We start from the raw sequence: 21,241 nt of genomic DNA, 5'->3' as shown, positions 1-21,241 counted from the left end.
GGGGCCCCCTACTTCGCGGCGTCGGGGGCGGCGGCGACCTTCAGGCAGGCCGCGGGGAGGTCCACGAACGGGTCGAAGTCGCTGAGCTGCAACCCGTGCCGGGCGGCGGTGGCCATGAGGTCGTCGAGCAGGTAGTAGGCGGTCACCTTCTGGGCCGCGCTGGCGGGGCCGGCGGCCTCCTCGATGCGGGTGATGGTGTGCATGCCGGTGCGGGCGTCGTGCATGTCGGCTACTCCCGAGCTGTTCGGTGGGCACGCAGATTGCGTCTCTGTTTCCCTTATTACCTGTCTGCCTGTCAGGCACCTTTTTCCGTACCATGCTTTGTCGCATCTGGTACTGGGATATGTGAGCTTATCCCAGCCCCATGAGACCCCGGAGACGACGAAGGGCCCTTCCCACCCGGGCGGGCGGAAAGGACCCTCGATCATGCGCCCCGGGTCACCAAGGGTCGATCGGCTGGCCGTTCTCGTCGTGCGACCTTACCGGCTGCCGCTCCGGCTCCGCCGCCGGGACCGGAGGCTGCGGGCAGTCCGCCAGCAGCTCCGCCATGTACTGCCGCCACGCGTGCGCCCGCTCCGCCGCACCGTCCTGATCCTGACTCATGCCTGCTCTCCTTCGCTGGTGTCGTCCTCGACCGGGCAGATCCGGGCTACCGGCTTCCCGTAGCGCGTCAGCGTGACCACGGCCCCCGTGTACCGGACCTCGTCCACCAAGTCCCCCAGGATCTTCCGCGCGTCTTCGATGCCGATCTCCCGCTCACTCACAAGCACACCTTAAGGTCCTTAAGATGTTTCGGCAAAGGGTCCCCGGCGAAAGAGTCCTCCTACCAACGGAAAAGGGGTCTTCCCTCCGCCGTGAAGGCGGAGGGAAGACCCCTTCCGTGCCATCGTCCCGTGATGCGTACCGCCTCCGCCGGGATGTCGCTCGAAAGCGGGGCCTCGCCGGGACCATGGCACCGTCCGGACGCGGGCGCCGGAAGTGCGGAGGACTTCACTCTCCCCAACGAGCGTGAGCAGCGTGGGTCACGCCCACCGCTTCGGGCGGATCCGCCCGAAGCGGTGGGCGGCCTCACCAGCAGGCGGCGCGGTGTTCCGCGTACTCGGTGACCAGGGCGGCGACGCGCTCGGTCCCGGTGGCGCGGCCGGTGTACCCGCACCGGCAGGCGCAGGCGGCGGTGGGCCGGGAGGCCGGCTCCAGCATCCAGCGCGCCCGGTCGTCGTGGTTGCGGTAGATGGGGGCGGCGGAGATGCGGATGCCAGGCTCGGCCTGGGTGGGGTCCGGGCTCGGCGGCGGTGCCCACGCACGGGGCCTGCGGGTGGAAGCGTTCATGGGACCCTCCGGGCGGGGGTGGCGTCCTGACGGGCTCTGCCCGGCCGCGCGGTGGCGGGGGTGTCCAGGTGGAGCGCCCCACTGGACGTACGACCTGGACACCCCCGGCGCCGAGCGGCCCCCCTCGGGCGTCAGGGCGCCACCCCCGCCCGGAGCACCCGCCCTCGATGGCCCCCGTCCCGGACCGGGGCTGATGTACTGGAAGAACCGGTCACCACGAGATCGATACGCTGCCGGTCATGACGATGCATCAGGACGACGCCCTCGACGAGACTGACAACAGGTCCGCCACGGCCCGGATGATCAATGCAGCGCTCAGGGCTCTCCATATGGACCCCGACGGAGGCGGTGCCATCGGCAGCCCGGCCGTCGCGGCCGGCCGGCTCGTCGCGGCCGCCGAGATCCTCGCCCGTGCGCTCCTGTCGGTCCCCGACGACCCTGACGGCGCCCGGAACATGGACGACCTGATGCACGGCTTCTACGAGACCGTGGTCGCCTTCAGCAACGGAATGCCCGAGGGCACCTCGTCGGCCCTGCGCGGCGCGCTCCTGGAGGACCGGCTCCGCCGCGCCGACCGGCAGGCCGACCTGGCCGGTGAGGAGACCGAACAATTGCGCACCGCGCTGAACTTCGCAGTCCGGGAGGCCCGGAGGCTCCGGACAAAGGGCGGCATTCTCTGAGCAGGGCCACTTATCGTGGGCGGCATGAGAAGGAGGGGCCCCGTCCTAGCGGATGGGGCCCCTCGTCTCCCGCTCCTACAGCTGCGGTGCCGCGCCGAACCGTCCGTCCGAGTCCTCGGGCGTGGGCCCGTCCGACTGGCTGTAGGCGGCCAGCCGCCAGCCGTAGTTCGTCCAGTGGAGCGTCACCCGCGCGGTGAGCCACGCCTGCTTCAGCGGGACGTCTTTGCCGTGGGTGCCGGTGAGGCCGAAGAGCGTCGCGCACCAGTAGTCGATCACGGCGGTCGTGCCGGTGTAGGTGCGGACGGTCACGCCGGCGGGCGCCGCCCTGGACGTGAACTGCCCGCCCGGCGGCGGGTTTCCCTCGGCATCGAGGCCGAGTCTCTTGGTGAACGGCCCGTACGCGGCGTCGTACGTGCGGGTCATCTGCGCCAGCTGGTCCGGCTCGGTGATGCTGCGCAGCAGCTCGTGCCGCTGGGCGGGCACGAACATGGCCTCGCTGCCGAAGGCCAGGGCGACCTTGAGGCCGGTGGTCTCCGCCCCCTGCCTGCTGTGGGTCATCTGCGGGGCGGCGACCCGGCCGGCTATGACGGGCACTTGCCCGGAGTCGGCGCCGCCGCGGGCGGTCAGGGCTATGACGGCGACGAGGGCAACCGGCGCTGCCACCGCGGCGGCGAGCCTGCGGCGCCGGCGGCTGCTCCCCCGCTCCTTGCTGAGGGGCCTCCATATGACCTGCTGGCTGCTCGTGGTCATCCCCGCACTTCCCCGTCTCGTGATCACTGGTGTGCCGACCGTATCCGGGACGGCTGAGGCGGTGGCAAGCGGTGTCACCGGTAGGGATGACATGGGAGCCTAGAACTTCCTTGAAGCACCTGGGGGTTGTGTGTCCACGCGTGTGCGTACTGCGGTTCGTCAAGTGATCATTGTTGTGGTCGGTCTGCTGATGGCTCTGCTGGTCGGGGCACCAGCCGCGCACGCCGACCCATCGCCGACACCAACCTCGTCGGCATCGGCGCCGACGTCACCCTCGCCGACCCAGTCGAGCGACCGGTGCAAGTACGTCATCGGGGATGCCAAGCAGTACTGCAAGCGGGGCGAGGACTCGTCGGCTGCGAAGGACGCATGCTCGAAGCTCAGCGACAAGGACCCCGCGAAAGAGATCTGCGAGCAGAACCAGGGCGGCGGCTCCCTGACCGACCCGACGTCCGCGCTCGATCCCATGTCGTCGCTGGCAAAGGCGTTTGCTGAGGGGGCGGCCTGGGTCGTCAACCGGCTCTCGGACGCGGTCACGGCCACCTCCGCGGTCGATTTCACCAATCAGAACTTCCTGACGACGTACGCCACCGTCTTTGCCGCGAGCACCTTCCTCGTCCTGCTGATCTGGCTGTGGGCGGTGGCGAAGCGCGCGGTGCGCGGGGTGCCGCTGACCACGGCCATTGGGGAAGCAGTCGGCCTGCTCTGGCTCACGGTGCTGGCCTCGGCCTTCACTCCGCTGATCCTCTACACCGTGGTCTCCGCCGTGGACGGCATCACGCAGGCGCTCTCCGGCGGCTCGGATCACGCGAGCTTCTTCGCCTCGTTCAGCAAGGCGCTGACCGACAACGATGACGGCGGTCCGATCGTCAAGATCGTCCTGTCCGTCGTGTGCATGGCCGCGGCCGGCGTGCTCTGGATCGAAATGGCCATCCGGGCCGCCCTGCTGTACGCGGGTGCGGCGCTCGGGACCGTGGTCTACTCGGGCCTGGTCGACCGCGAGCTGTGGTCCCGGGTCCGGCGCTGGGTGGGCATCATGGCCGCGATCATCCTGGTGAAACCGATCGTCGCCGTCGTGCTGCTGCTCTCGTCCGCACTCAGCAGCGGTGGTGGCCCCTCCGACAGCGTGTCAGCGATCATCTCCGGCCTGGCCATCATCCTGCTCACCATCATCGCGTCGGCGATGATTTTCAGGATGGTCCCCGGTATGGGGGACGAGATCGTCGCTGCGAGGCGGGACAGCTATGACCCGGCCTCCCGCCAGGCTGCGGCTGTCGTGACCCGGCCGGTGAGCGGTATCACGCAGGGCATCAACACCCATGCGACGCGGGACTCTGTGTCGAGGGGGCCCGCCAGCGGCCAGACCTCGTCCGGCACGGTGGTGGCCAACGCGAGCAGCGGCATCGCCGCGCACTCGACGCGGCCGACGACTCCGCCACCGCCTCGCCCGGCGCGGTCCGACGTGCCGAACCAGGACAACCGGGGAGGCGGCCCCTCGGCCTGATCCTGATCAGGGCCCGGGCTGCGACGGGTGGGCCATGCCGATCAGCACACCGATCACGATGATGGCGAGCAGTAAATAGAATTTGCCCTTCAGGCTCACGGGCATCCCCTCTCTGGACGGCTCCGCACACGTTACTGCCCGGGGCCCGGCCGTAACTCACGGTCGGACCCCGGGCAGTTGTGTGACCTGGGGCATCTACGGCCCGGACGCGGTACGGCCCGGTGGAATCTGCAGGCCCCTGTACCCGGGGCCGAGGCCACGCCGCTTCGGCCGGGGGATCGGAGTTGGCGGGACGACGGCCTGGTCGTGGTCCTCGTCGCCGGTGGTAAGGCCGAGGTCACGGCGGAGCCGGACCAGGACCTGGGCAATGGTGTCCATCGCCACGGCGGTGGCCGGGTGTGCGCTGTGCAGGGCGAGCGCGGTGGTCTCCATCGCCTCGACCGCGTCCTCGGCGGCGGCCGCGCTCCAGCTGGCCGGAGTGCTGGCGGCGTCGTGCAGCTCGCACGCGGCATCAGCCAGGGCCTCGGCCCGCTCGGCGACACCCGGCGCCGCGATGATGGGCAACGACTTCACGTCCTGGTCAACGACGTCAGGCAACGGGAGGAACGGAGGGCGCGGCCGGGTAGTCCGGGTGGTGCTTCCACTCGTCGGCCATCTCGTACAGCTCCTGCAGGGCGCGCTCGGCCTCGACGGTGTCCTCGGACGCCACGGCGTTGGCGTGGTCCTGGCTGAGGCCGGCGGCCTTGCGCCAGGCGTCCACATACTCCTCGTGGCCGTGGGGGTGCTGCTCGTCGCGCTGGCCGTCGAGGCGGTCGCGTACGAACTGGTAGATCCGTACGCCGGTCTGCAGGGTCACGGTGCTGGGCTCCTTCGTCGGCCTCGTCCGGTCGGACGCCGGGGGCCTCTCCCCTTATATACGGGGACGGCCCCGCCGGCGGCGGGCAGCATCGGCCGGACGTCGCCCGCGCCGCCGGGGGCGCCGGTCCCAGTCTCCCCTAGGCTGCGGCCTCGCCCGCGCCGGCGGGCAGCAGCTTCTCGTCGAGGTCGCGGTGCACGGCCTGGACGCGGAGTTCGTCGAGGTGGTCCATGTGGGCGGCGGCCCGGGAGGCAAGAACAGGTGCTCGGTGCCGACCTCCCCCGCACCCGACCGCGATGGTCACGGTGGCGTCGTCGTCGGCCTGGGCGAGCAGCTGGTACGCCGCGGTGACCATCGCGGCGAGCAGGGCCTGGGCGCCGGGCGTGCGCATCACGGCCCGCTGTACGCGGGGGTCGCGGGCGTCGAGGTCGCGCAGGGCGGGGTCGAGGTACGGGTCGGTGAGGTGACGGGCGTCGAACATCAGGGCACAGGTCGGCCGGGGCTTCCTGTGCCCGTAGCCGAAGCTCACGATTCGCAACTGGGGCATGGCCCTACGGTCGGGCCAACTCGGCTCCGGCGCTACGGACTTCACGGTGTTGCCCGTTGCCTCTTTGCCGGGCGCCGGATCCGAGAGACTGGTCCTCTCAGGACAGTCCGAAGTCCGCGGGGCGTCCGGCCGCGACCCGGGCGCCGACCAGTTGGCCGCGTACGGCGGCGCCCGCGAGGAGGGCGAGCTGCTGGTCCTGGTCGTCGTCGTGGCTGCCCGCGACGTCGCCACCGAGCAGCAACACCCGGCGGCGGCCGAGGACGGCTTTGATCCAGCCGACCGGCGGGCGGGCGACGGTGCCGTGAAAGAAGCGCTCCGCGGTCGGCGTCAGGATGATGAGCTGGAGACTTCGGCCGTGGTGCTGGAAGACGGCGATCCACTGGTCCAGCGGCGCAGCGTCCAAGCCGGCGGTGACGAGACGGAAGCCGCTCTCCACCAGGGCCTGCATGAACACGTTGGTCGGCGCAGCGCCGGAGCCGGGATCCGTATACGGGGTCATCACCATCCGGGCGATGAGTGCCGGGGCTCCCTCGACCATGACAGCGGTCATCGTCATGTCGAGGCCGCCCTTGGGCTGGATCACGGCGGCCTCGGCCTCGGCGGTCAACTCGACGACCGCCGACGGCGCGCAGCGATCGTGCACGAGCCGGACGCTCCCGGACCCGAGAGGCCCGATCGCCAGGACCACGTTGACCGGACCGGCGTCGAGCGGCTGGCGACACTCGATGCATGTCCCCTCGGTGATGCTGCGGACCTGCTGGGCCATCTGCGAGCCGAGGGCCTCCTCGACCTCCGGGCTCATCAGTACGGCCAGCGGCATGGCCTGCTCCCCTCCGTGGTGCCGGTGGCCTGGGCGGCGCCGGTCTCCCGCCACCGTACCGGCGTGGTCCTGGTGCTCATCGCTGCCAGGGAGGCGGCTCATCGGATCCGCGCCGACGGGTGCGCTTCTCGGCGCGGGCACGAGCGACGGCGGATTGCCAACTGACCTCTGAGGACGCCCGGTAGCGCGGGGCGTCGAGGGCCCGCCGCACTTCCATCTGGGCCTCGTGAACCTCCTCGGGCTCCCGGGCCGACCAACGCCGAGTCGGGCTCTGCGCGGCGTACCGGTCGAGGCTCCACCTTCCGGTGAGCTCGCGGCGTCTGGCCTCCTCGGCTGCCTGCTTCGCCTGGGCGGCCAGCTCGGCCTCGGCGGCCAGGCGGGCGGCCTCACGGCGGCGCTCCTGTTCCCGCAGGTCCTCCAGTAGGTCCAGGCCCGGGAGCTCCCCGACGGTATGAGCGCGGGCTCGGCGGCGGGCGAGGTCGGCCGGGGTCATGTTGTCCCACGCCTCAACGTGGGCTGCGTGCCTGATCTCGCAGCGGCGACCGTAGCCGTGGGCGTTCTTCCGCGAGTTGATGAGCCGCCACAGACGCCATCCGGCAAGACGGCCAAGGTTCTCCGCCTGGTAGGTGATTTCACCCCATTCGTTCCGGCGGATGACGTTCCTGGTCAGCAGCTCGACGAGTTCGGACTCAGTCGCCCGGCGCAGCGCGATCTCCACGGCATGGTGCAGGTCGTTCCATGCGTCGCCCGTGATTGACCGGCTGAGCTCCTCGGGAGTGCCGGAGGGCAAGAACACCACCCCGTGGCCGAGTTGGGCCCTCCAGGAGTGCCACACGCGGCGTACGACCTTCCTGGCGACGGCGCTGAGGTCATCCCCGAACGCCTGGCCAGCCCTTTTCCTAGTCGCCGCCGAAGGCGTCGCTTTTGTCTTTTCCATTCCGTCTGTTGAAGGGCTCATCAGCTCCCCACTACGGTCGGTTGAAAAACCATCTAGTTGTGAGAACCCCCTCGCGTATAGAGGGGACGCTTTGCCATTAGATCCGAGCAGCATCAACCGGTGGACTCGGGCGGTCATCTCGGCGGCACGGTCGCGGTCGGCAACGGCGATGCACCGGAGGTCAGGGGCCGGGATCGGCTTCGCCAGGGAGAGGGCCAGGGTGGCCTTGGGCTCCCCAACAGGCTCCCAGCCAGGCCAGGAGTCAGCAGCGCGCTGGGCGGCACGTGCAGCGCGCACCCACTCCTTCCTGATGGCCTGGGCGACCGCGGCAGCGGAGCTGTCGGCCGGGTGTTCCCACCGGGGTGTGACGGCCAGCGTGGTGATGAGCTCCTGTGTTTCCCGGTTCGAGCCGCGCACGACGACCGGCTCAACGGCAGGGGCCGGCCGGGCCGACATGCGGCCGAAGGCGGCGTCTTCGTACGGGTCCTCGGGCTCAGGGAGGTCCCAGACACGCAGCTCGTGCATGAGGTCCTCGGGGAGGTCGGAGGGGATAGCATCCGCACGGAGGCACAGCGCGTACACCGCGCGGCGGCCGGGCGCCGGCTTCTGGACCTGCTCCGCGAAGCCGAGGCGGTACAGGCCCTTGAGGTCGTCCCAGTACCGGTCCGTGCCGACCTCGTACACGTACGCGTAGCGCTCGGACAGGGCGATTCCCCCGTCCAACTGCTCGGTGCCGTACCGGCCCTCCACCCGACCCGTCATCCGGTCGAGGCGCTGGGCGTTTAGGAATTTCGCCAGGCGGAACTTGGTCTCCGGCAGCGTTCCGCGGTGCCGCGCGATCTCCGCGATCCGGTACCAGGTGGTGAGTCGGAGCACGGGGGCTCGCAGGACGAGCACAGGGCTGTCCTGGGGCTCTGCATCCGTACGCGACACGCCGGGCGCGGCCAAGTCGGTGGACACACCGGCACTTGGGCGCACTGGGCTGACACCGCAGCTGTCCGCTACGATGGGGGCACCACCCTCTGGGGTCTATAAAGCAACAAAAACGGGACCCTCCAGCGGAGGGCCTGAAGCAGCTAGGGCCGGGAAACCGGTGCTGAGCTGGGCTTTTAGGTTCTTGAGTGGCCTCCTGTTCTTCGGGAGCAGATCGAGCGCCAACTCGGTCTGTCCCTGGGGTCGGGTTCTGGGATGGGCGGCTGATTGGGAAGTCAGCCGGTTTTTTGGTGATGTAGGTAGAGCTGGGACTCAGACCGACGATGGGGATCTGAGGTCGAGTCCCTCGACGAGCGTCAAGTGCCTCGGCCGTGGCCGGGGCCTTCTGCTTGTCTGGGGGCCTAGCTGGCCTCCTGGAGCCGGTTGCCCGGCAACTTCTGTTCGTGCAACGCGACGAGCGCCTCGCGGAGTACCTCGGCGCCGGATACGCCCATTAGGACCACCAGTTCCTCGTACATGCGCCGCACGGGCTCGCCAGGCTGAAGAACGACGGCGGCGCGCACCGACTTGTCGGCGGGGAATTCCGTCGACTTGGGGTGTGGACGTCCGCGTGCTCCAGCCATGGGGATGATCTTAGCCGCAAGTGGGGGACTTGGTTCAACATCAGCCGCGTGTCGCTCCGCGATTTCCCGTCCGGCGGGACGCCAACAAGCCGATGCCTCGTCAGGCGAGCCCCTGCTCAAGGGTGCTGTGCCGTCAGGTGGGCAGGCTGTTGAGCCGCTCGACCTTCTTCTGGATGGCATCGAGGGCGGCGCGTTGACGGCCGGGGACTCGGCGGCGCAGGCTGACGAGCTGCGGGGCCAGGGAGCGGGCCTGGGCAGCGTCGCGGATGCGGTCCCACTGGTAGTGGGCCCGGTCAACGGCGTTCTCGACGTCGCGGGCGTCGGGGGCCTGCTGCAGCGTGTCGAGGCGGGTCTGCGCGGCCTGGAGCCACAACTGGCATGAGGCGCCCGGGTCCTGGGCGACGGAAACCAAGAAGGCCCGGACCTCGATCCAGTGGACGGCGGCGAACGTGTCGGCGCCGAGGCTCTGCACGACGCGCTGTTCGACGGCGGCCGCCAGGGCGACGGCCTCCTGGTGGCGGCCGGCCCTCGACAGGGCGGTGATCTGCTCGTGCGGGTCCTGCTCGACGGGCACCACAGCGGAGCTCGGCTCGTAGACCGGCGAGACGGTGCGCTGCGTCCTCAGCAGCGGGGGCGGGAGCTGCTGCGGTGCGGCTGCCGGCACCGGGGCCGGGGCGGCCTGCTGCTGAGGCGGGGCCTGTCGTACGGCGGGGGCGGGTTGAGCGGCGCGCGGGGTGAACACGGGCGGCGGCTGGAACGCCGGGGCGCCGATCGGCCGCTGTGCGGCGGGCTGCGGGGCCGGGACCGGTGCCGGGTCCTGCACGACGGGAACCATCGGGGCTGGGACCTGCGGCGGCGTGGCGGCCGGGACGGGGGCCAGGGCCTCCGGTGCCGAACGCGCGGGCGGGAGCTGGGTGTTCACCGAGGCCGTGGGGCGCTCCGGGCCGAGGACGAGCGCGCCCTCGGCGACGACGGCGCGGCGGAGAGCCGCGTGGTGCAGCTGGTCCGGGACCAAGCGCTGCCCGGTGCGCAGGATCTGGGCCAGGGCGTGGGTGTAGGCGGGGTGGACGATGTGCCGGCGGCCGGGCGGCGGGGCGATGACACCGAACGTGCGGGCTCCGCTGGGGAAGTCGAGCGGCTCCTCGTCGAGCAGCTGCCAGACCTCGGCGTCGGCGACCATGTCCACGTAGAGGGTGGTCGTGTCCGGGCGGCGCTGCCGGAGCTCGGAGACGAGCCAGGCCCACGGCAGGGCGGTGTAGCGGATCGTCGAGGGCGTGGTGCGGGCGAGCGCCAGGTGCACGCCCTGCTGTCGCCGGTCGAGCTGCAGCTGGCCGATGAGCACGACGGTGAGCGGGCCCTCGGTCGAGGCGGCACCCCGTACTCGAGTAAGGACGGCCTGCGGGTCGGTGGGGTCTGCCAGCTCGATGAGCGTGGCGGCCGCAGTGCCCGCGAGCGCGGCCGGCGGTACGGCGGCGAGCACGGGAAGAACGCTTCCCGCGTCAGTCAGCTTGCCCTTGCCGGTGGGCGCGGCCGCCAGTAGCAGCGCGGTCCCCGGTCGTTCTTGCGCCCCGTTGATCTGCACCTACGCACCGTATCCGCTGGCCTGCGGCGGGGTCCGTCGACTTCGGCGGACGGCCCTGGGTCCTCTGCGGCGCCTGCCGTACGGGACTCCGTGAGCGGGGTGGTTCCCTCCTCGATCGGGCAGCGCTTGCGCAGGTCAGAGCGTGTCGGGGGGCAAGGTGGAGCGCCCGGAGCGAAGCGAGGACGTACGACCTTGCGGCCCGGCGCGGGCTGGCCTCCCCTCGGGTGCCTGGTCGAGGAGGGGCCGTACCGCGACCCGCTCCCACCCCTGCCACCCACTCACCGCAAGATCGCCACCGTGCCCCTCCCCCTCCGAGGAGGGCCGGGTGTGGGCGGAGCCCGCGTCTTCCCTGACCTGAGATTTCCCCATGTGCATGGAGTTTTCACGCCGGGTGTCTCCCGTGGGAGACGGTTGTCCGGGCAGGTCAGACGACTGAGGGCAGGGCGTCGATGGCGGCCTGCCACGGGTAGGCGTCGAGGTCTCCGTGCCGGGGGCGGTGCGGGACGAACCCCTTGTCGCCGAGCAGGACGGTGACGCCGGCGTCGCGCAGACTCTGGACGCTGCGACCCACGGCGGGGTGTGCGTCCTGGGCGTTGTTCCAGTGCGGCAACGCCACGATCGGCAGACCGAGGCCGATCCCCTCGGTGATCAGGCCGAGGGCCAGGGTGTCGCTGATGCCTGCGGCCCACTTGTTCACCGTGTTCGAGGTGAGCGGGGCGACGAGCAGCGCGTCCGGCGCGGGGAGCACGTCGGGCTGCGAGGGGAGCTTGTACTCCCAGCGCACGGGGTGCCCGGTGAGCTGCTCTAGGGCCTCGATCTCGCCCTCGGCGTCCTCGCTCGCCCACCGGTAGGCGGGCGGCGTCAGGATGGTGCAGACGTCCCAACCGGCCTGCTGGGCAGCGCGGATGGGGATTTCGAGGCGTCGCGCGGGCGGTGCCGCGCACGAGATCAGGTACAGGGTTCGGGTCGTCACCGGGGCAGTCCACAGCGATCAGCGAGCAAGCGCAACCGGCCCTCGGCGGATCCGGCGCCGAGCAGGCGCAGGTTCTCGACCGTGGTCTTCGTGCGGGGTCGGCACTGGACCTCTTCGGGGGCCAGTTCCTCGGCGGCGAGCAGGGTGTCGACGGCTGTCTCACGCTGCCCGGCCTGCAGTTCGCCGAGGGCGCGGTCGGCGAGCAGGTGCGCCCGGCGCTCCTTGGGCAGGCTGGCGAACGCGGGGGCCGTGATGTCGGCGGCGGCCGCGATGGCGTCGGCGCCCTCGCTGAGCTGGACGTGTGCGGCGACCCTGTAGCACTTGACGTTGGTCGGCCCGAACGACGTCCACAGGAGGTTGTCGTCGTGGCCGAGGCGGTCGGCGTGCTCGTCGGCCTGGTCGAGGTGCTCGGGAACCCGGCGGGCGTGGGCTTCGGGGTTGTCGTCGTCGGCCTCGGCGGCGGCCGCGGACGCCATGGCGGCCTTGAGGTAGAGCATCCCCAGCACGCTGAACCCCTCCGGGCCGGTGCGCAGGAGCTCGGCCTGCAGGCGCTGGGCCGAGGCGAGCACGAACTGGATGGCGGCGTCGGCCTGGCCGTGGTTGGTCATCGCGTCGCCGAGGTGCCGGGCCGCGCTGGCCATGATGACGGGGTTCTCGCTGCGTTCGGCGGCGGCGACGGCCCGGTGCCCGGCGATGAGCGCCAACTCGGTATCGCCCCACTTGATGGCGGCGGCCTCGGTCAACTCCAAGCTGAGGGAGAGCAGCTCGTACGCGGTGAGCTGGTCGTCGCCGCGGTGATGCTGTGTGGCCCGGGTCGCGTCGACAAGCAGGGCGGGGATCGCGCTGCCCAGCTGGGCGAAGTGCCCGGCCTGGAAGCCGGTCCTGGCGTAGGTGAGGGAGCGCTGCAGCTGCTCGACGGGGAGCGGCTCGTCGGACGAGTCGTCGCTCGCGCCCGTGATGACGTCGTGCCGGTGCAGCGCGCGGCGTACGGCGTCGATCTCGCTCTCCTCTACGCACTCGGTGTCGATGACGTCGGCGATCAGCCGTTCCAGCGTGATGCCGAGCCGTAAGGCGGCGAGCCGCATCACGGACAGCTGCGGGTCGGCCTGGCGGCGGCCGCCTTCGAGCTCCTCGACCCACCGGAGCGACTTGCCCATGAGGTAGGCGAACTCCTGGCGCGACATGCGTCGGCGGGTGCGCCAGTAGTTGACGCGACGGCCGAACTGGAAGGAGTCCATGGCTTCCCCGGGTTGTGAAGCACGACCCACACACATCGTGTGGTCTAACCCCGGTATACCGCCCCTACCGTCCGGACATGGCCAAGTCCCAGAACCCCGTCACCCCAACGTGGGGGGACCTCCTCAACCCCGACGACACCACCCTCGGCCGCCTGCGCTCCGGCGGCCCCGGCTCGACCCGCCTGGTCCTGTGCGGCGGCGGCCGGGACGCGGTCGTGATCTCGCCCCTGCAGCGCGGCCTGGCGGCCCTCGACGCCCTCGAACTGCCCGTCGAGGACGGGTACTCGGTCCTCGCCGACCACTCCCGCCAGGAGCTGATCGTGGTGGTGGACGACGGCTGGGCGCACCTGTGGGAGGACACCCCCGGCGTCCGCGTCCTCTCCATCGGCTCATGGCTGCTGATGCCCTCACCGGGCGGTGAGGGCGCCTTCGCCGCCCGCTGGCTGAGCCGCCCGGCCCGGGACCTCCCCTCCCTCTGGCCTAAGGGAGAACCGGCGCTCGGGCTCATGTCCGCCCGGATCGACCCGCGCCAGCTGCTCGACGCGCTGGACGCGATCGACCGGCCTGTGACGGCATCGGCGACGACGTCATGACCTCGTACACCGTGCTGCACGACCCGGACGGTCTCCTCGGCGCGGAGCTCCCCCTCGACCGCGAGCCGCACATGGCGCTGGTCAAGGAGGTGCTGGCCTGGCCGGACATGGCCGACGTGGCGTCGGGCGACTGCCTGCAGATCGCCCTGCAGCTCACCGGGCACGGGCGCGCGGTCGCCGACGACGTCCGCCGCCTCAGCGCCGAACTCCCCGAGGACCACGAGATCCGCGCCCTGGCCGACGTCGTCCTACGGGAGGCCGACCGCCGGCTGTCGGCCCGCCGGATGGGCACCGTGCACTGCGTGCAGCAGCGGGCCCGCATGGTCCGCGCGCTGTACGAGCGTCTCGACCGCATCAACTCCGCCCGCTCCATCGCCTCCTCGCCCCGTACGGCCGTGTCCCCGAACTGACCGGCCCCTCGACCGCCCGGCGCCCCTCCCCCGAGGCGCGGGCGCACAGAAGCCCCCCGCCGGCTCGTCCACCCGACCCGGCCGGGGGCTTCTCCATGTGCTCCTGGTGGCGGGCCGCGCAGCGGCGCGGCGGCCCGGCCGCAGACGACAACGCACAGAACCCTTCAACCGCCTGATTCGACCTCAGCCCACGAAAGTCAGCCACGACGGACCCGCACCCGACCGAGCAGGCGCGCGTGTGCCTCCAGCAACCACTCCCCGGTCGCAACCACGCCTCCCTTCTTGAAGGCCACGACGGGGCCCGCGGCCGCCCGCGTCGCCCGGCCGCCCCGGCGGGGCACCGCAGGGCCCGCCAGGGGCCGAGGAGCCGCCGACCCCGCGCGCCTCGACCACCGGAAGAGGGGAAAAATCGGGCATCGCGCCCTAGATGAATGGATCTCCATTAAGCTAGCCCTATGCAGAAGACTTCGATCACCGTGATGATCTACGCCTACCAGGCAGGCCGATTGGAGCTGCTGAAAAAGCAGCAGGTGCTAGAGGAAATGGCGACAGTAAACGCGCTGGTAAACCAGGGGAATACCCGGAAGCAGGCACGGATCATCGTGGCCCGGATGCGGCCCACGGAGTGGCCCAGCTTGGAGACGGTCGTCGGCCAGGCGGTCGAGCAGCGCCTGGCCGAGCCGGACCTGGCCGGCCCTTGGGAGTCGCTGACCGAGGCCGAGGCCGAGCAGCTCGCGCTGTCGGGCCGCTGGCCCGGTCCGAGCCTGGGGGTCTCCATGTCCCAGCGGAACTACAGCCTCCCGTCAGAGCTGGTCACACGGCTGCGTACGGCGGCCTGGCGGGTGTCCGAGGGGCCGATGCGGGAGCTGGAGGCGCGCGGCCTGGTCGGCGCCGGCCTCGTGCTGACCGAGACGCAGAAGAGGGAGCGCGACGAGCTCGCCGCACGGCTGTACCCGGTGCCGAGGATCGTCCGGGAGGCCCTGGCCCGGTACGGCCCGGCGTCGTCGTCCGATGCGGCAGACGAGTGAAGATCCGCGCCTTAGTAATGGATATCCATTTAATAAAGCGTCTACGCGCACGCGAGTAATAGCAGCCTAATTTCACCCTCTGGCTGATTCTGGGGGAATGTTTGAACGATGGCGGAATGGGGTTTATAGCTGCTACGGTTTTGATTCCCTCGACGCTCTTTCGGGAGGCATGAGTGAGCACCACCACGGCGACGGCGGCGGAGCAGATCCCGTCCAGCCGGACCGAGGCGGACCCGGCCCGGGTCGCCAGGGGCAAGCCCTTGAGCCACAGGGCCGGCGTCCCCGTCTACAGCTGGGGGCAGGCACCGCCCTACCTGCGAACCAAGACTCAACTGGCCGCAGAACGACTGAACGTGACCGAGGAGCAGGAGAAGGCCCCCCTGGCGTACGTCAGTACCCGCGACTACGGCGACGTGCCGCTGCACGACCCGGCGGCCGCGGTGAAGATGCGGCCGCTGCCCTCGTCGACCAAGGCCAGGATGGCGGCCCGGCGTACCTGCCCGGAGTGCGGCAAGGTCCGCAAGGTGATCCTGCGCGGGCCGTGCTCGGTGTGCCGGGAGCGGGCGGAGAAGGAGCGCCAGCGGCTACTCGCGCGAACCTGCGCGGGCTGCAGCACCGTGCGGGAGCGGCCGTACCCCAAGGAACACCGCCGGTGTACGGGGTGCCGACAGGAGCAGCTGGAGAAGAAGCGCGCCCGGGTCGAGACGTGGCTGGTCGAGGTGACGGTGTGCGCCGGCGACGGCTGCACGAAGCGGCGCGGGTCCAAGAAGGCGGCGCGGGCCTGGCTCAAGGCGCACGAGTGGCTGCTGCGTCCGGAGCGTCCGGACCTGCCGAGTTCGAGCTGCTGGCCCGACTGGGCGCGGCGGTGTCCGCCGTGCCAGAAGACGTACGACGTCGAGCAGGCGCGGCGCCAGGCGGAGAACCAGGCCCGGTACGAGCGGGAGGCCCGGGAGCGCCGGGAGGCCGAGGAGCGGGCGGCCGAGGAACGGTGTCGGTGGGCCGCGGCCGCGCTCGTCGACCCCGACGTCCTGGTCCTCGACACCGAAACGACGGGACTCGGCGAAGACGCGCGGATCGTCGAGCTGGCCGTGCTGAACGCACGCGGGGAGGTCCTCCTCGACACTCTCCTGGACCCGGGCGTGCCCGTGCCGGGCGACGCGGCGGCCATCCACGGGATCACGACCGAGGCCCTCGTCGGGGCGCCCACCTTCTCGGACGTCCTGGTGCAGCTCACCGGACTGCTCGACGGCAAGCGGTGCTTGATCTACAACCAGTGGTACGACGTCGGCCGGCTCCGGCACGAGCTGACGCTGCACTACCTCGACCGCGCCGCGCGGGAAGCGGCCGAGGAGACGGTGCGCACGGGCACGGTGCCGGAAGACGTCCGGGAGCGGGCGGTCGCCGAGGCGGCGAAGCAGGCGGCGGCCTGGCTCGACGCCATGCACTTCGAGGACGTGATGATCCCGTACTCGGACTGGGTGGGCGACTGGTCCGAGTACCACGGCAACAACCGCTGGCAGCCGCTCAACGGCGGCCACAGGGCGGCGGGGGACTGCCGTGCGGTCCTCGACTGCCTCCGGCAGATGGGGCGGCGCGCAGCCGCGTACACAGAGGAACTGGAGATGGAGACGCATGTCTGAGACCACCGTCGAACCGCGTCCGGGGGGCGTCGCCCTTTCGCTGATCAGGACGATCGCGTTGGACGAAGCGGCCCACTCTGCGGCTGGGAGCCGGGAGCAGGCTCCTCCCAACTGGTCGATGTACCGCGACCTGACGGAAAGGCTGGAGACCTGGAAGGCAGCCGGAACGCTGCGCGAGAAGGGGCTGCTGACGGTCGAGTGGCTGGCCGTCGACCTGATCGCGTACAGGTTCCAGGCCCTCGGCGAGAACAAGGGGAAGCTCGACCAGTGGCTGAACGACTTCGGTGACCAGGTGTGCCGGAGCCAACGGCACGCGCACCCGGCCGGCCCCACGGCGATGACCCTGCTGTCGGTCGTCGCGGAAGACGTCGGCCCGGGTCTTCGGGGGAACGACGCGGTGCGGGTTGCGCAGCTGGCGGTGCCCTACCAGGGCTACGTTCGCCCGGGTCAGGAGGTGGAGGACGTACGGGAGCTTGCCCTCACTCTCGGACTGTGGGCGGGGCCGCTCCTGGCCTCGCTGATGCACTACGAGAGTGACCGGATCACTGGATACCTGGACTCGCGGGCCGTTGAGGCCGACGGAACGAACGAGGGGACGAACTGATGGTGCAGCTCCGGGTGATGACCGACGACAAGCAGCGCGGGGAGGAGGTCCTGGCGGTGCTGCTGCCGCTGCTCAACGCGTGCACGGCCCTGCAGGCGAGCGAGCCGACCAAGCTCTCGCACCGGGGCGGCGGGCTCCGCGTCGTCCTGGACGTGCAGCTCGCCGGCGCGCCGACCGTGACGGTCGAGCGGGACGACGTCCCCCGGTCGAGTGGTCCGCGATCCCGTACGGGGGGAGCTCCGGCTCGTCGTCAACGGCGGCGTCTGGAGCTTCCGCCGGCAGGATGACACGGAGCCGTCGCGGGCGTTGTCGTCCTCGACAGGGGGGAGCCTCGGTACCGTTCCTCGGTGTGGGGCGTCCCCGTCATATCAGCGGATCGTCACGCGCCCGCCGGAGGCAGACCCGGCGGGCGCGTCTTCGTACAGCCACAACCCCGTTGACGACAAGGGAGATCCAATCGTGGCCAGTTCCGACGTTACAGTCCCCCGCCAGCAACCGGTTCCAGACGGTCCGGAGGGCGACGAAGGCGACGTCACGGTGATGGCCTGCCTCAAGGGCGGCTCCACCAAGACGACCACCACCAACTACCTCGCCTTCGTCCGGGCCCTGCGGCGTAAGCGGAAGACGGGTCAGGGCCGGCCGGTCAAGGTCCTCGATGCGGACACGGTTAGTCAGACCACCTTCCGCTGGGCGAAGAAGTTCAAGGACGAGCAGGCCGCGAAGGGAACCAAGCTGGAGTATCCGCTCGACGTCGAGCGGTACCCCTTCGAGGACCTGGACGACTACATCGCAGAGCTGCAGGCGGACGGGTACGACGTGTTCGCCGACATCGGCGGCGGCAACGTGGCGCTGTTCCACAAGGCGCTCAAGCACGCGAACCGCTTGATCGTCCCGCTCTCCCCCAGTGGGCTCGACGTCGACCGGGTGGCGCCCACGTTCACGGAGGCCGCCAAGATCTACGGCGACAACTCCCGGGGCGGCTTCGAGACGTACGTGCTGCTGTCCCGCAAGATCAGCGACAAGCAGTCGCGTGAGGCCCGGGTGGAGCTGGCCCCGCTGATCTTCCTGGGCAAGCCGGTCCGTGTCCTGGACACCGAGGTCGAGCAGCTCATCGAGTACACGCGCCAGCTCGGCAAGGTTCCGACGAACCTGGATGAGTACACCGACGTCTGGGACGAGATGATGCGGTCCGAGGCCCGGAAGCGTGCCGGCTTGACGGAGGTGTACCGATGACAACGGCAGAGGTGGCAGTGCCCGCTCAGGCGGGTGAGCTGACCTCGGTTGACCAGCTCGCCCCGGAGGAAGAGGCTGCGGTCCGGCTGCGCCGGGTGGAACGGGTCATGAAGAAGCCGCGGCGGCTGGCCAGGCTCGAACCGGCCCAGCAGCTGGAGGAATGCCTCAAGGTGCTGCAGGCGGCCGAGGCCAAGCGGGAGGGCACGGTCAAGGAGGCCCAGCTCCGGGCGGGCGCGGTGTTCTTCGACACGGCCGGGCCATACCTGATGTGGGTGAGGGACAACTCGCTGTACTGCCTGGACGACCCGACCCGGACGTTCGAGCGGTGGCTGGACATGATCTGGGGCTACAGCCCTAGCCAGTGCTACCTGTTCATGGACGCGGTGCGGGTCCGCATCGCTCTCGGCCTGGCGGGCAGTGACGAGTACGTATACAGGGGGACGGTCCTCACCACGAAGCACATCCGGGCCCTGGCGCCGGCGGTGAACGCGGAGCTGCCCGCTGCGGAGGTAGAGCGGCTGTGGGTAGACACCGAAGCACGCGACGGCAAGGCCACCGAGGAGGGCCTGCGGGAGACCTACCGCCAGCTCACAGCACCCGAACCGGCCTCGGCGCCCAGCGCGGCCGAGACCCCGGCGGGGACATCAGCCACCGACTCGAACACCTCGTTCGATTCCTCCGACCGGTCGGAGGAATCGAACACGTCTTCGGACTTGGAGCGGCTGGAACGCTGGGAGATCAACGAGAAGCTGCGCGGAATCCGGGCGGATCTTGAGGCCCTACAGGTCCGGTACAGCCAGCTCACGGACGGTGGGCTCGCCCCGCTCGACGCGGCGGACGCGGTTCGGGAGGCCAAGCACGTACGGGCGCTGGGACGGTGGTTCGACCGGCACGGCACCGTTCCCGTGGACTCCGTCGTCGAGGCGGAGATCGTCGAGGGCTGACCTCGACACAGCGAAGCGCCCGTCCCTGGGTCTCCCCTGGGGCGGGCGCTTCGGCTTGGGCTCAGCGTCGCGCGGCGTCGACCTGGTGGTGGCGGGCGTCGGTGACGATCTCGGCGTGGTCGAACGCCAGGGCCCCCGGCTCGGTCAGGGGGACCCACTGCACGGCGGCCGCGTCGTCTCCGGCCTGGGCGACGGTGCCCTCGGCTACGGTGACGGCGTAGGCGACGCTCACGTACCGGCCGCGAGGATCGCGGTCCGGGCGGTCGTAGACGCCGATCAGGTCGAGGTCCTCGGCGGCGACGCGGACGCCGGTCTCCTCCAGCAGCTCCCGCGCGGCGGCGGTGCGGGAGGTCTCTCCGGGATCGACGTGCCCGCCGGGCAGGGCCAGCTCGCCCTCGTGCGGCGGCCAGCCGCGCCGGATCAGGAGGACGTCGTCGCCGCGCAGGCAGACCACATCGGCGGTGTAGCGGATGGTCTCAAGGGTTTCGGTCATCAGGTCTCTCTCGTGGGTGTGTCGGGTTGGGAAGGGCTCAGCCGATGCCGGGGAACGGCTCCGTGCCCTTCATCAGGGCGGCGTCCATGACCTGGCCAGTGGGTGTGTCGGGTTGGGAAGGGCTCAGCCGATGCCGGGGAACGGCTCCGTGCCCTTCATCAGGGCGGCGTCCATGACCTGGCCAGTGGGTGTGTCGGGTTGGGAAGGGCTCAGCCGATGCCGGGGAACGGCTCCGTGCCCTTCATCAGGGCGGCGTCCATGACCTGGCCGACGAGCTTGGGGTCGGCCTGGGGCAGGGTGCCCGGCTCCTCGGCCGGGGCCGGGGCCGGCGCCTCGTCGCCGAGGACCTCGCCGGGCTTCCGGGTGTCCGTGATGACTCGCAGGATCAGGCCCATAGGGCTGTTGTGGTCCTCCGGGGTCAGCCGCTCCTCCCACGTCTCCAGCACGCGCAGGGCCAGTTCCTTGCGGAAGTCGGCGCCGGTGACGGGGTGTTCCGCGCGGTGGATCAGGTCGGTGAGCATCTCCGCGACGGGCTCGCTCGCCTCACGGAGCTGGCGGGAGAACTCGGCCTGCTGGCCGTCGAGCTGGGCCTGGAGCTCGCGCAGCTCGACCGTGAGCTGCGCGGTCCGCTCACGCTCCTGGTCGCGCTGCTGCTGATAGTCCTCGGCCTGGGCCTTCCACATGGCCGCGTCGCCCTCGGCCTCCTTGAGCCGGTACTCCAGCCCCGGGACCTTCCCGGCCTCCTCGACCTTGTCCTCGTAGTACCGGTGCGTGGTGCCGGTGATGATGCGAATCACTTCTCGGTCTCCTCGACCTCGGGGTGGGTGTAGCGGACGGGCTTGTTCAACCGGCGGGCGTACTCGATCTCGGCGCGGGTGCTGTCGCCGACGTAGTCGCCCACGACGAGTACCTCGTCGGCGGCGCGGATCTTCGCGCGGTGCAGGGCGTCGAGCCGGGGCTTGAGCGCCTCGACGGCGGCCGGGTCGGCCCACAACGGGTGGGACGTCTTGAGGTCGCACCCGGGGGCGAGCACGATGCGACCGGCGGCGGTCTCCTGGGCGTTGGCCTCGGTCATCTCGGCCATGAACCGGGTACTGCCGCACAGGACGACCACCTTGGGCTCCTCGGCGAGCAGCGCGAACACCCGGTCGTCGTACGCCCCGGCGGGCTCCTCGCCGGTCCGCGGGTTGGCCTGCAGGAAGTCGGCTAGCTCCTCGCCGCGCTCGGCGACGAGACGCTCGGTGTCGGCCCTGATGGTCTCCATGTCCTGTGCGGTGAGGTCCCACGGGGCCGGGTCGCCGTGGGCGGCGTCGAACTGGCGGCCCGCGGCCCGGCTGCACCACTCGCGCACCTGCTCCTCGACGGTGGGCTCGTACGGCGGCGCCTCCGGGATGAGGCCGGCGGTCTCGGCGGCCGGGACGATGTTGTTGTCCCACTCGCACTCGGCGTACTCGGGATCGGCCGCGTCGGCGATGTACCGGGCGCGGGCCTCGGCACCGTACCCGGCGGCGTCGAGGGCGTCCT

General features: G+C 70.9%; 27 protein-coding genes. 10 read left to right on the top strand and 17 right to left on the bottom strand.

Features of this window, described 5'->3' with window-relative positions; all coding sequences use genetic code 11:
• Window positions 1-8: 8 nt before the first annotated feature.
• The 4 genes from ACE4Q9_RS35555 to ACE4Q9_RS35540 all read right to left on the bottom strand — a co-directional run bounded on the left by ACE4Q9_RS35555 (window position 9) and on the right by ACE4Q9_RS35540 (window position 1,329).
• Complete coding sequence (locus ACE4Q9_RS35555; protein ID WP_397988938.1) at window positions 9-224, bottom strand: hypothetical protein; 216 nt, start codon at window positions 222-224, stop codon at window positions 9-11.
• 214 nt (window positions 225-438) lie between these two features.
• Window positions 439-603 carry a hypothetical protein gene (locus ACE4Q9_RS35550; protein ID WP_397988936.1) on the bottom strand — a complete coding sequence of 55 codons (165 nt, stop codon included), beginning with the start codon at window positions 601-603 and terminating at the stop codon, window positions 439-441.
• Window positions 600-764 (bottom strand): type II toxin-antitoxin system Phd/YefM family antitoxin, encoded by a 165-nt coding sequence (locus ACE4Q9_RS35545; RefSeq protein WP_397988935.1) that lies wholly within the window; start codon window positions 762-764, stop codon window positions 600-602. The genes ACE4Q9_RS35550 and ACE4Q9_RS35545 overlap by 4 nt, the downstream gene beginning before the upstream one ends.
• Before the next feature lie 304 nt (window positions 765-1,068).
• Window positions 1,069-1,329 (bottom strand): hypothetical protein, encoded by a 261-nt coding sequence (locus ACE4Q9_RS35540; RefSeq protein WP_397988933.1) that lies wholly within the window; start codon window positions 1,327-1,329, stop codon window positions 1,069-1,071.
• Window positions 1,330-1,568: 239 nt separating this feature from the next.
• Between ACE4Q9_RS35540 and ACE4Q9_RS35535 the strand changes: the two genes are divergently transcribed.
• On the top strand, window positions 1,569-2,009 hold the full coding sequence (locus ACE4Q9_RS35535; protein ID WP_397988931.1) for a hypothetical protein: 441 nt from the start codon (window positions 1,569-1,571) through the stop codon (window positions 2,007-2,009).
• A gap of 75 nt (window positions 2,010-2,084) precedes the next feature.
• Here ACE4Q9_RS35535 and ACE4Q9_RS35530 read toward each other — a convergent pair whose 3' ends face one another.
• Window positions 2,085-2,759, bottom strand: a complete 675-nt coding sequence (locus ACE4Q9_RS35530; RefSeq protein ID WP_397988929.1) for a hypothetical protein — start codon at window positions 2,757-2,759, stop codon at window positions 2,085-2,087.
• Between the two features lie 190 nt (window positions 2,760-2,949).
• Between ACE4Q9_RS35530 and ACE4Q9_RS35525 the strand changes: the two genes are divergently transcribed.
• The gene (locus ACE4Q9_RS35525) at window positions 2,950-4,263 is read left to right on the top strand and encodes a hypothetical protein (RefSeq protein ID WP_397988991.1); all 1,314 of its coding nucleotides are present in this window, start codon (window positions 2,950-2,952) and stop codon (window positions 4,261-4,263) included.
• Window positions 4,264-4,458: 195 nt separating this feature from the next.
• Here ACE4Q9_RS35525 and ACE4Q9_RS35520 read toward each other — a convergent pair whose 3' ends face one another.
• From ACE4Q9_RS35520 to ACE4Q9_RS35480, 9 genes are all read right to left on the bottom strand, one after another.
• Window positions 4,459-4,860, bottom strand: coding sequence for a hypothetical protein (locus ACE4Q9_RS35520; protein WP_397988927.1), 402 nt, complete (start codon window positions 4,858-4,860; stop codon window positions 4,459-4,461).
• Window positions 4,853-5,119: a hypothetical protein gene (locus ACE4Q9_RS35515; protein ID WP_397988925.1), complete on the bottom strand. Its 267-nt coding sequence runs from the start codon at window positions 5,117-5,119 to the stop codon at window positions 4,853-4,855. Before ACE4Q9_RS35515 ends, ACE4Q9_RS35520 begins: the two co-directional genes overlap by 8 nt.
• A gap of 139 nt (window positions 5,120-5,258) precedes the next feature.
• Window positions 5,259-5,666 (bottom strand): ATPase, encoded by a 408-nt coding sequence (locus tag ACE4Q9_RS35510; protein WP_397988923.1) that lies wholly within the window; start codon window positions 5,664-5,666, stop codon window positions 5,259-5,261.
• Between the two features lie 97 nt (window positions 5,667-5,763).
• On the bottom strand, window positions 5,764-6,486 hold the full coding sequence (locus ACE4Q9_RS35505) for a hypothetical protein (protein WP_397988922.1): 723 nt from the start codon (window positions 6,484-6,486) through the stop codon (window positions 5,764-5,766).
• 76 nt (window positions 6,487-6,562) lie between these two features.
• Complete coding sequence (locus ACE4Q9_RS35500) at window positions 6,563-8,383, bottom strand: hypothetical protein (RefSeq protein WP_397988920.1); 1,821 nt, start codon at window positions 8,381-8,383, stop codon at window positions 6,563-6,565.
• A 374-nt stretch (window positions 8,384-8,757) separates the two neighbouring features.
• Window positions 8,758-8,979, bottom strand: a complete 222-nt coding sequence (locus ACE4Q9_RS35495; protein WP_397988918.1) for a hypothetical protein — start codon at window positions 8,977-8,979, stop codon at window positions 8,758-8,760.
• Window positions 8,980-9,112: 133 nt separating this feature from the next.
• Window positions 9,113-10,561 carry a hypothetical protein gene (locus ACE4Q9_RS35490; protein WP_397988916.1) on the bottom strand — a complete coding sequence of 483 codons (1,449 nt, stop codon included), beginning with the start codon at window positions 10,559-10,561 and terminating at the stop codon, window positions 9,113-9,115.
• Between the two features lie 424 nt (window positions 10,562-10,985).
• Window positions 10,986-11,534, bottom strand: a complete 549-nt coding sequence (locus tag ACE4Q9_RS35485) for a flavoprotein (protein WP_397988915.1) — start codon at window positions 11,532-11,534, stop codon at window positions 10,986-10,988.
• Entirely contained in the window at window positions 11,531-12,772 is a 1,242-nt protein-coding gene (locus ACE4Q9_RS35480) for a helix-turn-helix domain-containing protein (protein WP_397988913.1), read from the bottom strand. Before ACE4Q9_RS35480 ends, ACE4Q9_RS35485 begins: the two co-directional genes overlap by 4 nt.
• A 77-nt stretch (window positions 12,773-12,849) precedes the next feature.
• Between ACE4Q9_RS35480 and ACE4Q9_RS35475 the strand changes: the two genes are divergently transcribed.
• The 8 genes from ACE4Q9_RS35475 to ACE4Q9_RS35440 all read left to right on the top strand — a co-directional run bounded on the left by ACE4Q9_RS35475 (window position 12,850) and on the right by ACE4Q9_RS35440 (window position 19,224).
• Window positions 12,850-13,365 carry a hypothetical protein gene (locus tag ACE4Q9_RS35475; protein ID WP_397988912.1) on the top strand — a complete coding sequence of 172 codons (516 nt, stop codon included), beginning with the start codon at window positions 12,850-12,852 and terminating at the stop codon, window positions 13,363-13,365.
• Window positions 13,362-13,775 carry a DUF6415 family natural product biosynthesis protein gene (locus tag ACE4Q9_RS35470; protein ID WP_397988911.1) on the top strand — a complete coding sequence of 138 codons (414 nt, stop codon included), beginning with the start codon at window positions 13,362-13,364 and terminating at the stop codon, window positions 13,773-13,775. The genes ACE4Q9_RS35475 and ACE4Q9_RS35470 overlap by 4 nt, the downstream gene beginning before the upstream one ends.
• 455 nt (window positions 13,776-14,230) lie before the next feature.
• The gene (locus tag ACE4Q9_RS35465) at window positions 14,231-14,803 is read left to right on the top strand and encodes a hypothetical protein (RefSeq protein WP_397988910.1); all 573 of its coding nucleotides are present in this window, start codon (window positions 14,231-14,233) and stop codon (window positions 14,801-14,803) included.
• Between the two features lie 173 nt (window positions 14,804-14,976).
• Window positions 14,977-16,443: an exonuclease domain-containing protein gene (locus ACE4Q9_RS35460; RefSeq protein ID WP_397988909.1), complete on the top strand. Its 1,467-nt coding sequence runs from the start codon at window positions 14,977-14,979 to the stop codon at window positions 16,441-16,443.
• A complete protein-coding gene (locus tag ACE4Q9_RS35455; protein WP_397988907.1) occupies window positions 16,436-17,047 on the top strand; it encodes a hypothetical protein in 612 nt (203 codons plus the stop codon). Before ACE4Q9_RS35460 ends, ACE4Q9_RS35455 begins: the two co-directional genes overlap by 8 nt.
• Complete coding sequence (locus ACE4Q9_RS35450; RefSeq protein ID WP_397988906.1) at window positions 17,047-17,334, top strand: hypothetical protein; 288 nt, start codon at window positions 17,047-17,049, stop codon at window positions 17,332-17,334. Before ACE4Q9_RS35455 ends, ACE4Q9_RS35450 begins: the two co-directional genes overlap by 1 nt.
• Window positions 17,335-17,506: 172 nt before the next feature.
• Window positions 17,507-18,280 (top strand): division plane positioning ATPase MipZ, encoded by a 774-nt coding sequence (locus ACE4Q9_RS35445; protein WP_397988905.1) that lies wholly within the window; start codon window positions 17,507-17,509, stop codon window positions 18,278-18,280.
• Window positions 18,277-19,224 carry a hypothetical protein gene (locus ACE4Q9_RS35440; RefSeq protein ID WP_397988903.1) on the top strand — a complete coding sequence of 316 codons (948 nt, stop codon included), beginning with the start codon at window positions 18,277-18,279 and terminating at the stop codon, window positions 19,222-19,224. The genes ACE4Q9_RS35445 and ACE4Q9_RS35440 overlap by 4 nt, the downstream gene beginning before the upstream one ends.
• A 61-nt stretch (window positions 19,225-19,285) precedes the next feature.
• On the opposite strand, the gene ACE4Q9_RS35435 is transcribed toward ACE4Q9_RS35440, so the two are convergent.
• The 3 genes from ACE4Q9_RS35435 to ACE4Q9_RS35425 all read right to left on the bottom strand — a co-directional run bounded on the left by ACE4Q9_RS35435 (window position 19,286) and on the right by ACE4Q9_RS35425 (window position 20,861).
• Window positions 19,286-19,717: an NUDIX domain-containing protein gene (locus tag ACE4Q9_RS35435; protein WP_397988901.1), complete on the bottom strand. Its 432-nt coding sequence runs from the start codon at window positions 19,715-19,717 to the stop codon at window positions 19,286-19,288.
• A gap of 209 nt (window positions 19,718-19,926) precedes the next feature.
• Entirely contained in the window at window positions 19,927-20,514 is a 588-nt protein-coding gene (locus tag ACE4Q9_RS35430) for a hypothetical protein (protein ID WP_397988900.1), read from the bottom strand.
• On the bottom strand, window positions 20,511-20,861 hold the full coding sequence (locus tag ACE4Q9_RS35425) for a hypothetical protein (RefSeq protein WP_397988989.1): 351 nt from the start codon (window positions 20,859-20,861) through the stop codon (window positions 20,511-20,513). Before ACE4Q9_RS35425 ends, ACE4Q9_RS35430 begins: the two co-directional genes overlap by 4 nt.
• Window positions 20,862-21,241 lie beyond the last annotated feature (380 nt).

This window comes from Streptomyces sp. AM6-12 (assembly GCF_044327085.1).
Lineage (GTDB): Bacteria > Actinomycetota > Actinomycetes > Streptomycetales > Streptomycetaceae > Streptomyces.
The sequence above is the reverse complement of the archived record's forward strand: the minus strand, read 5'-3'. Positions and strand labels throughout refer to the sequence as shown.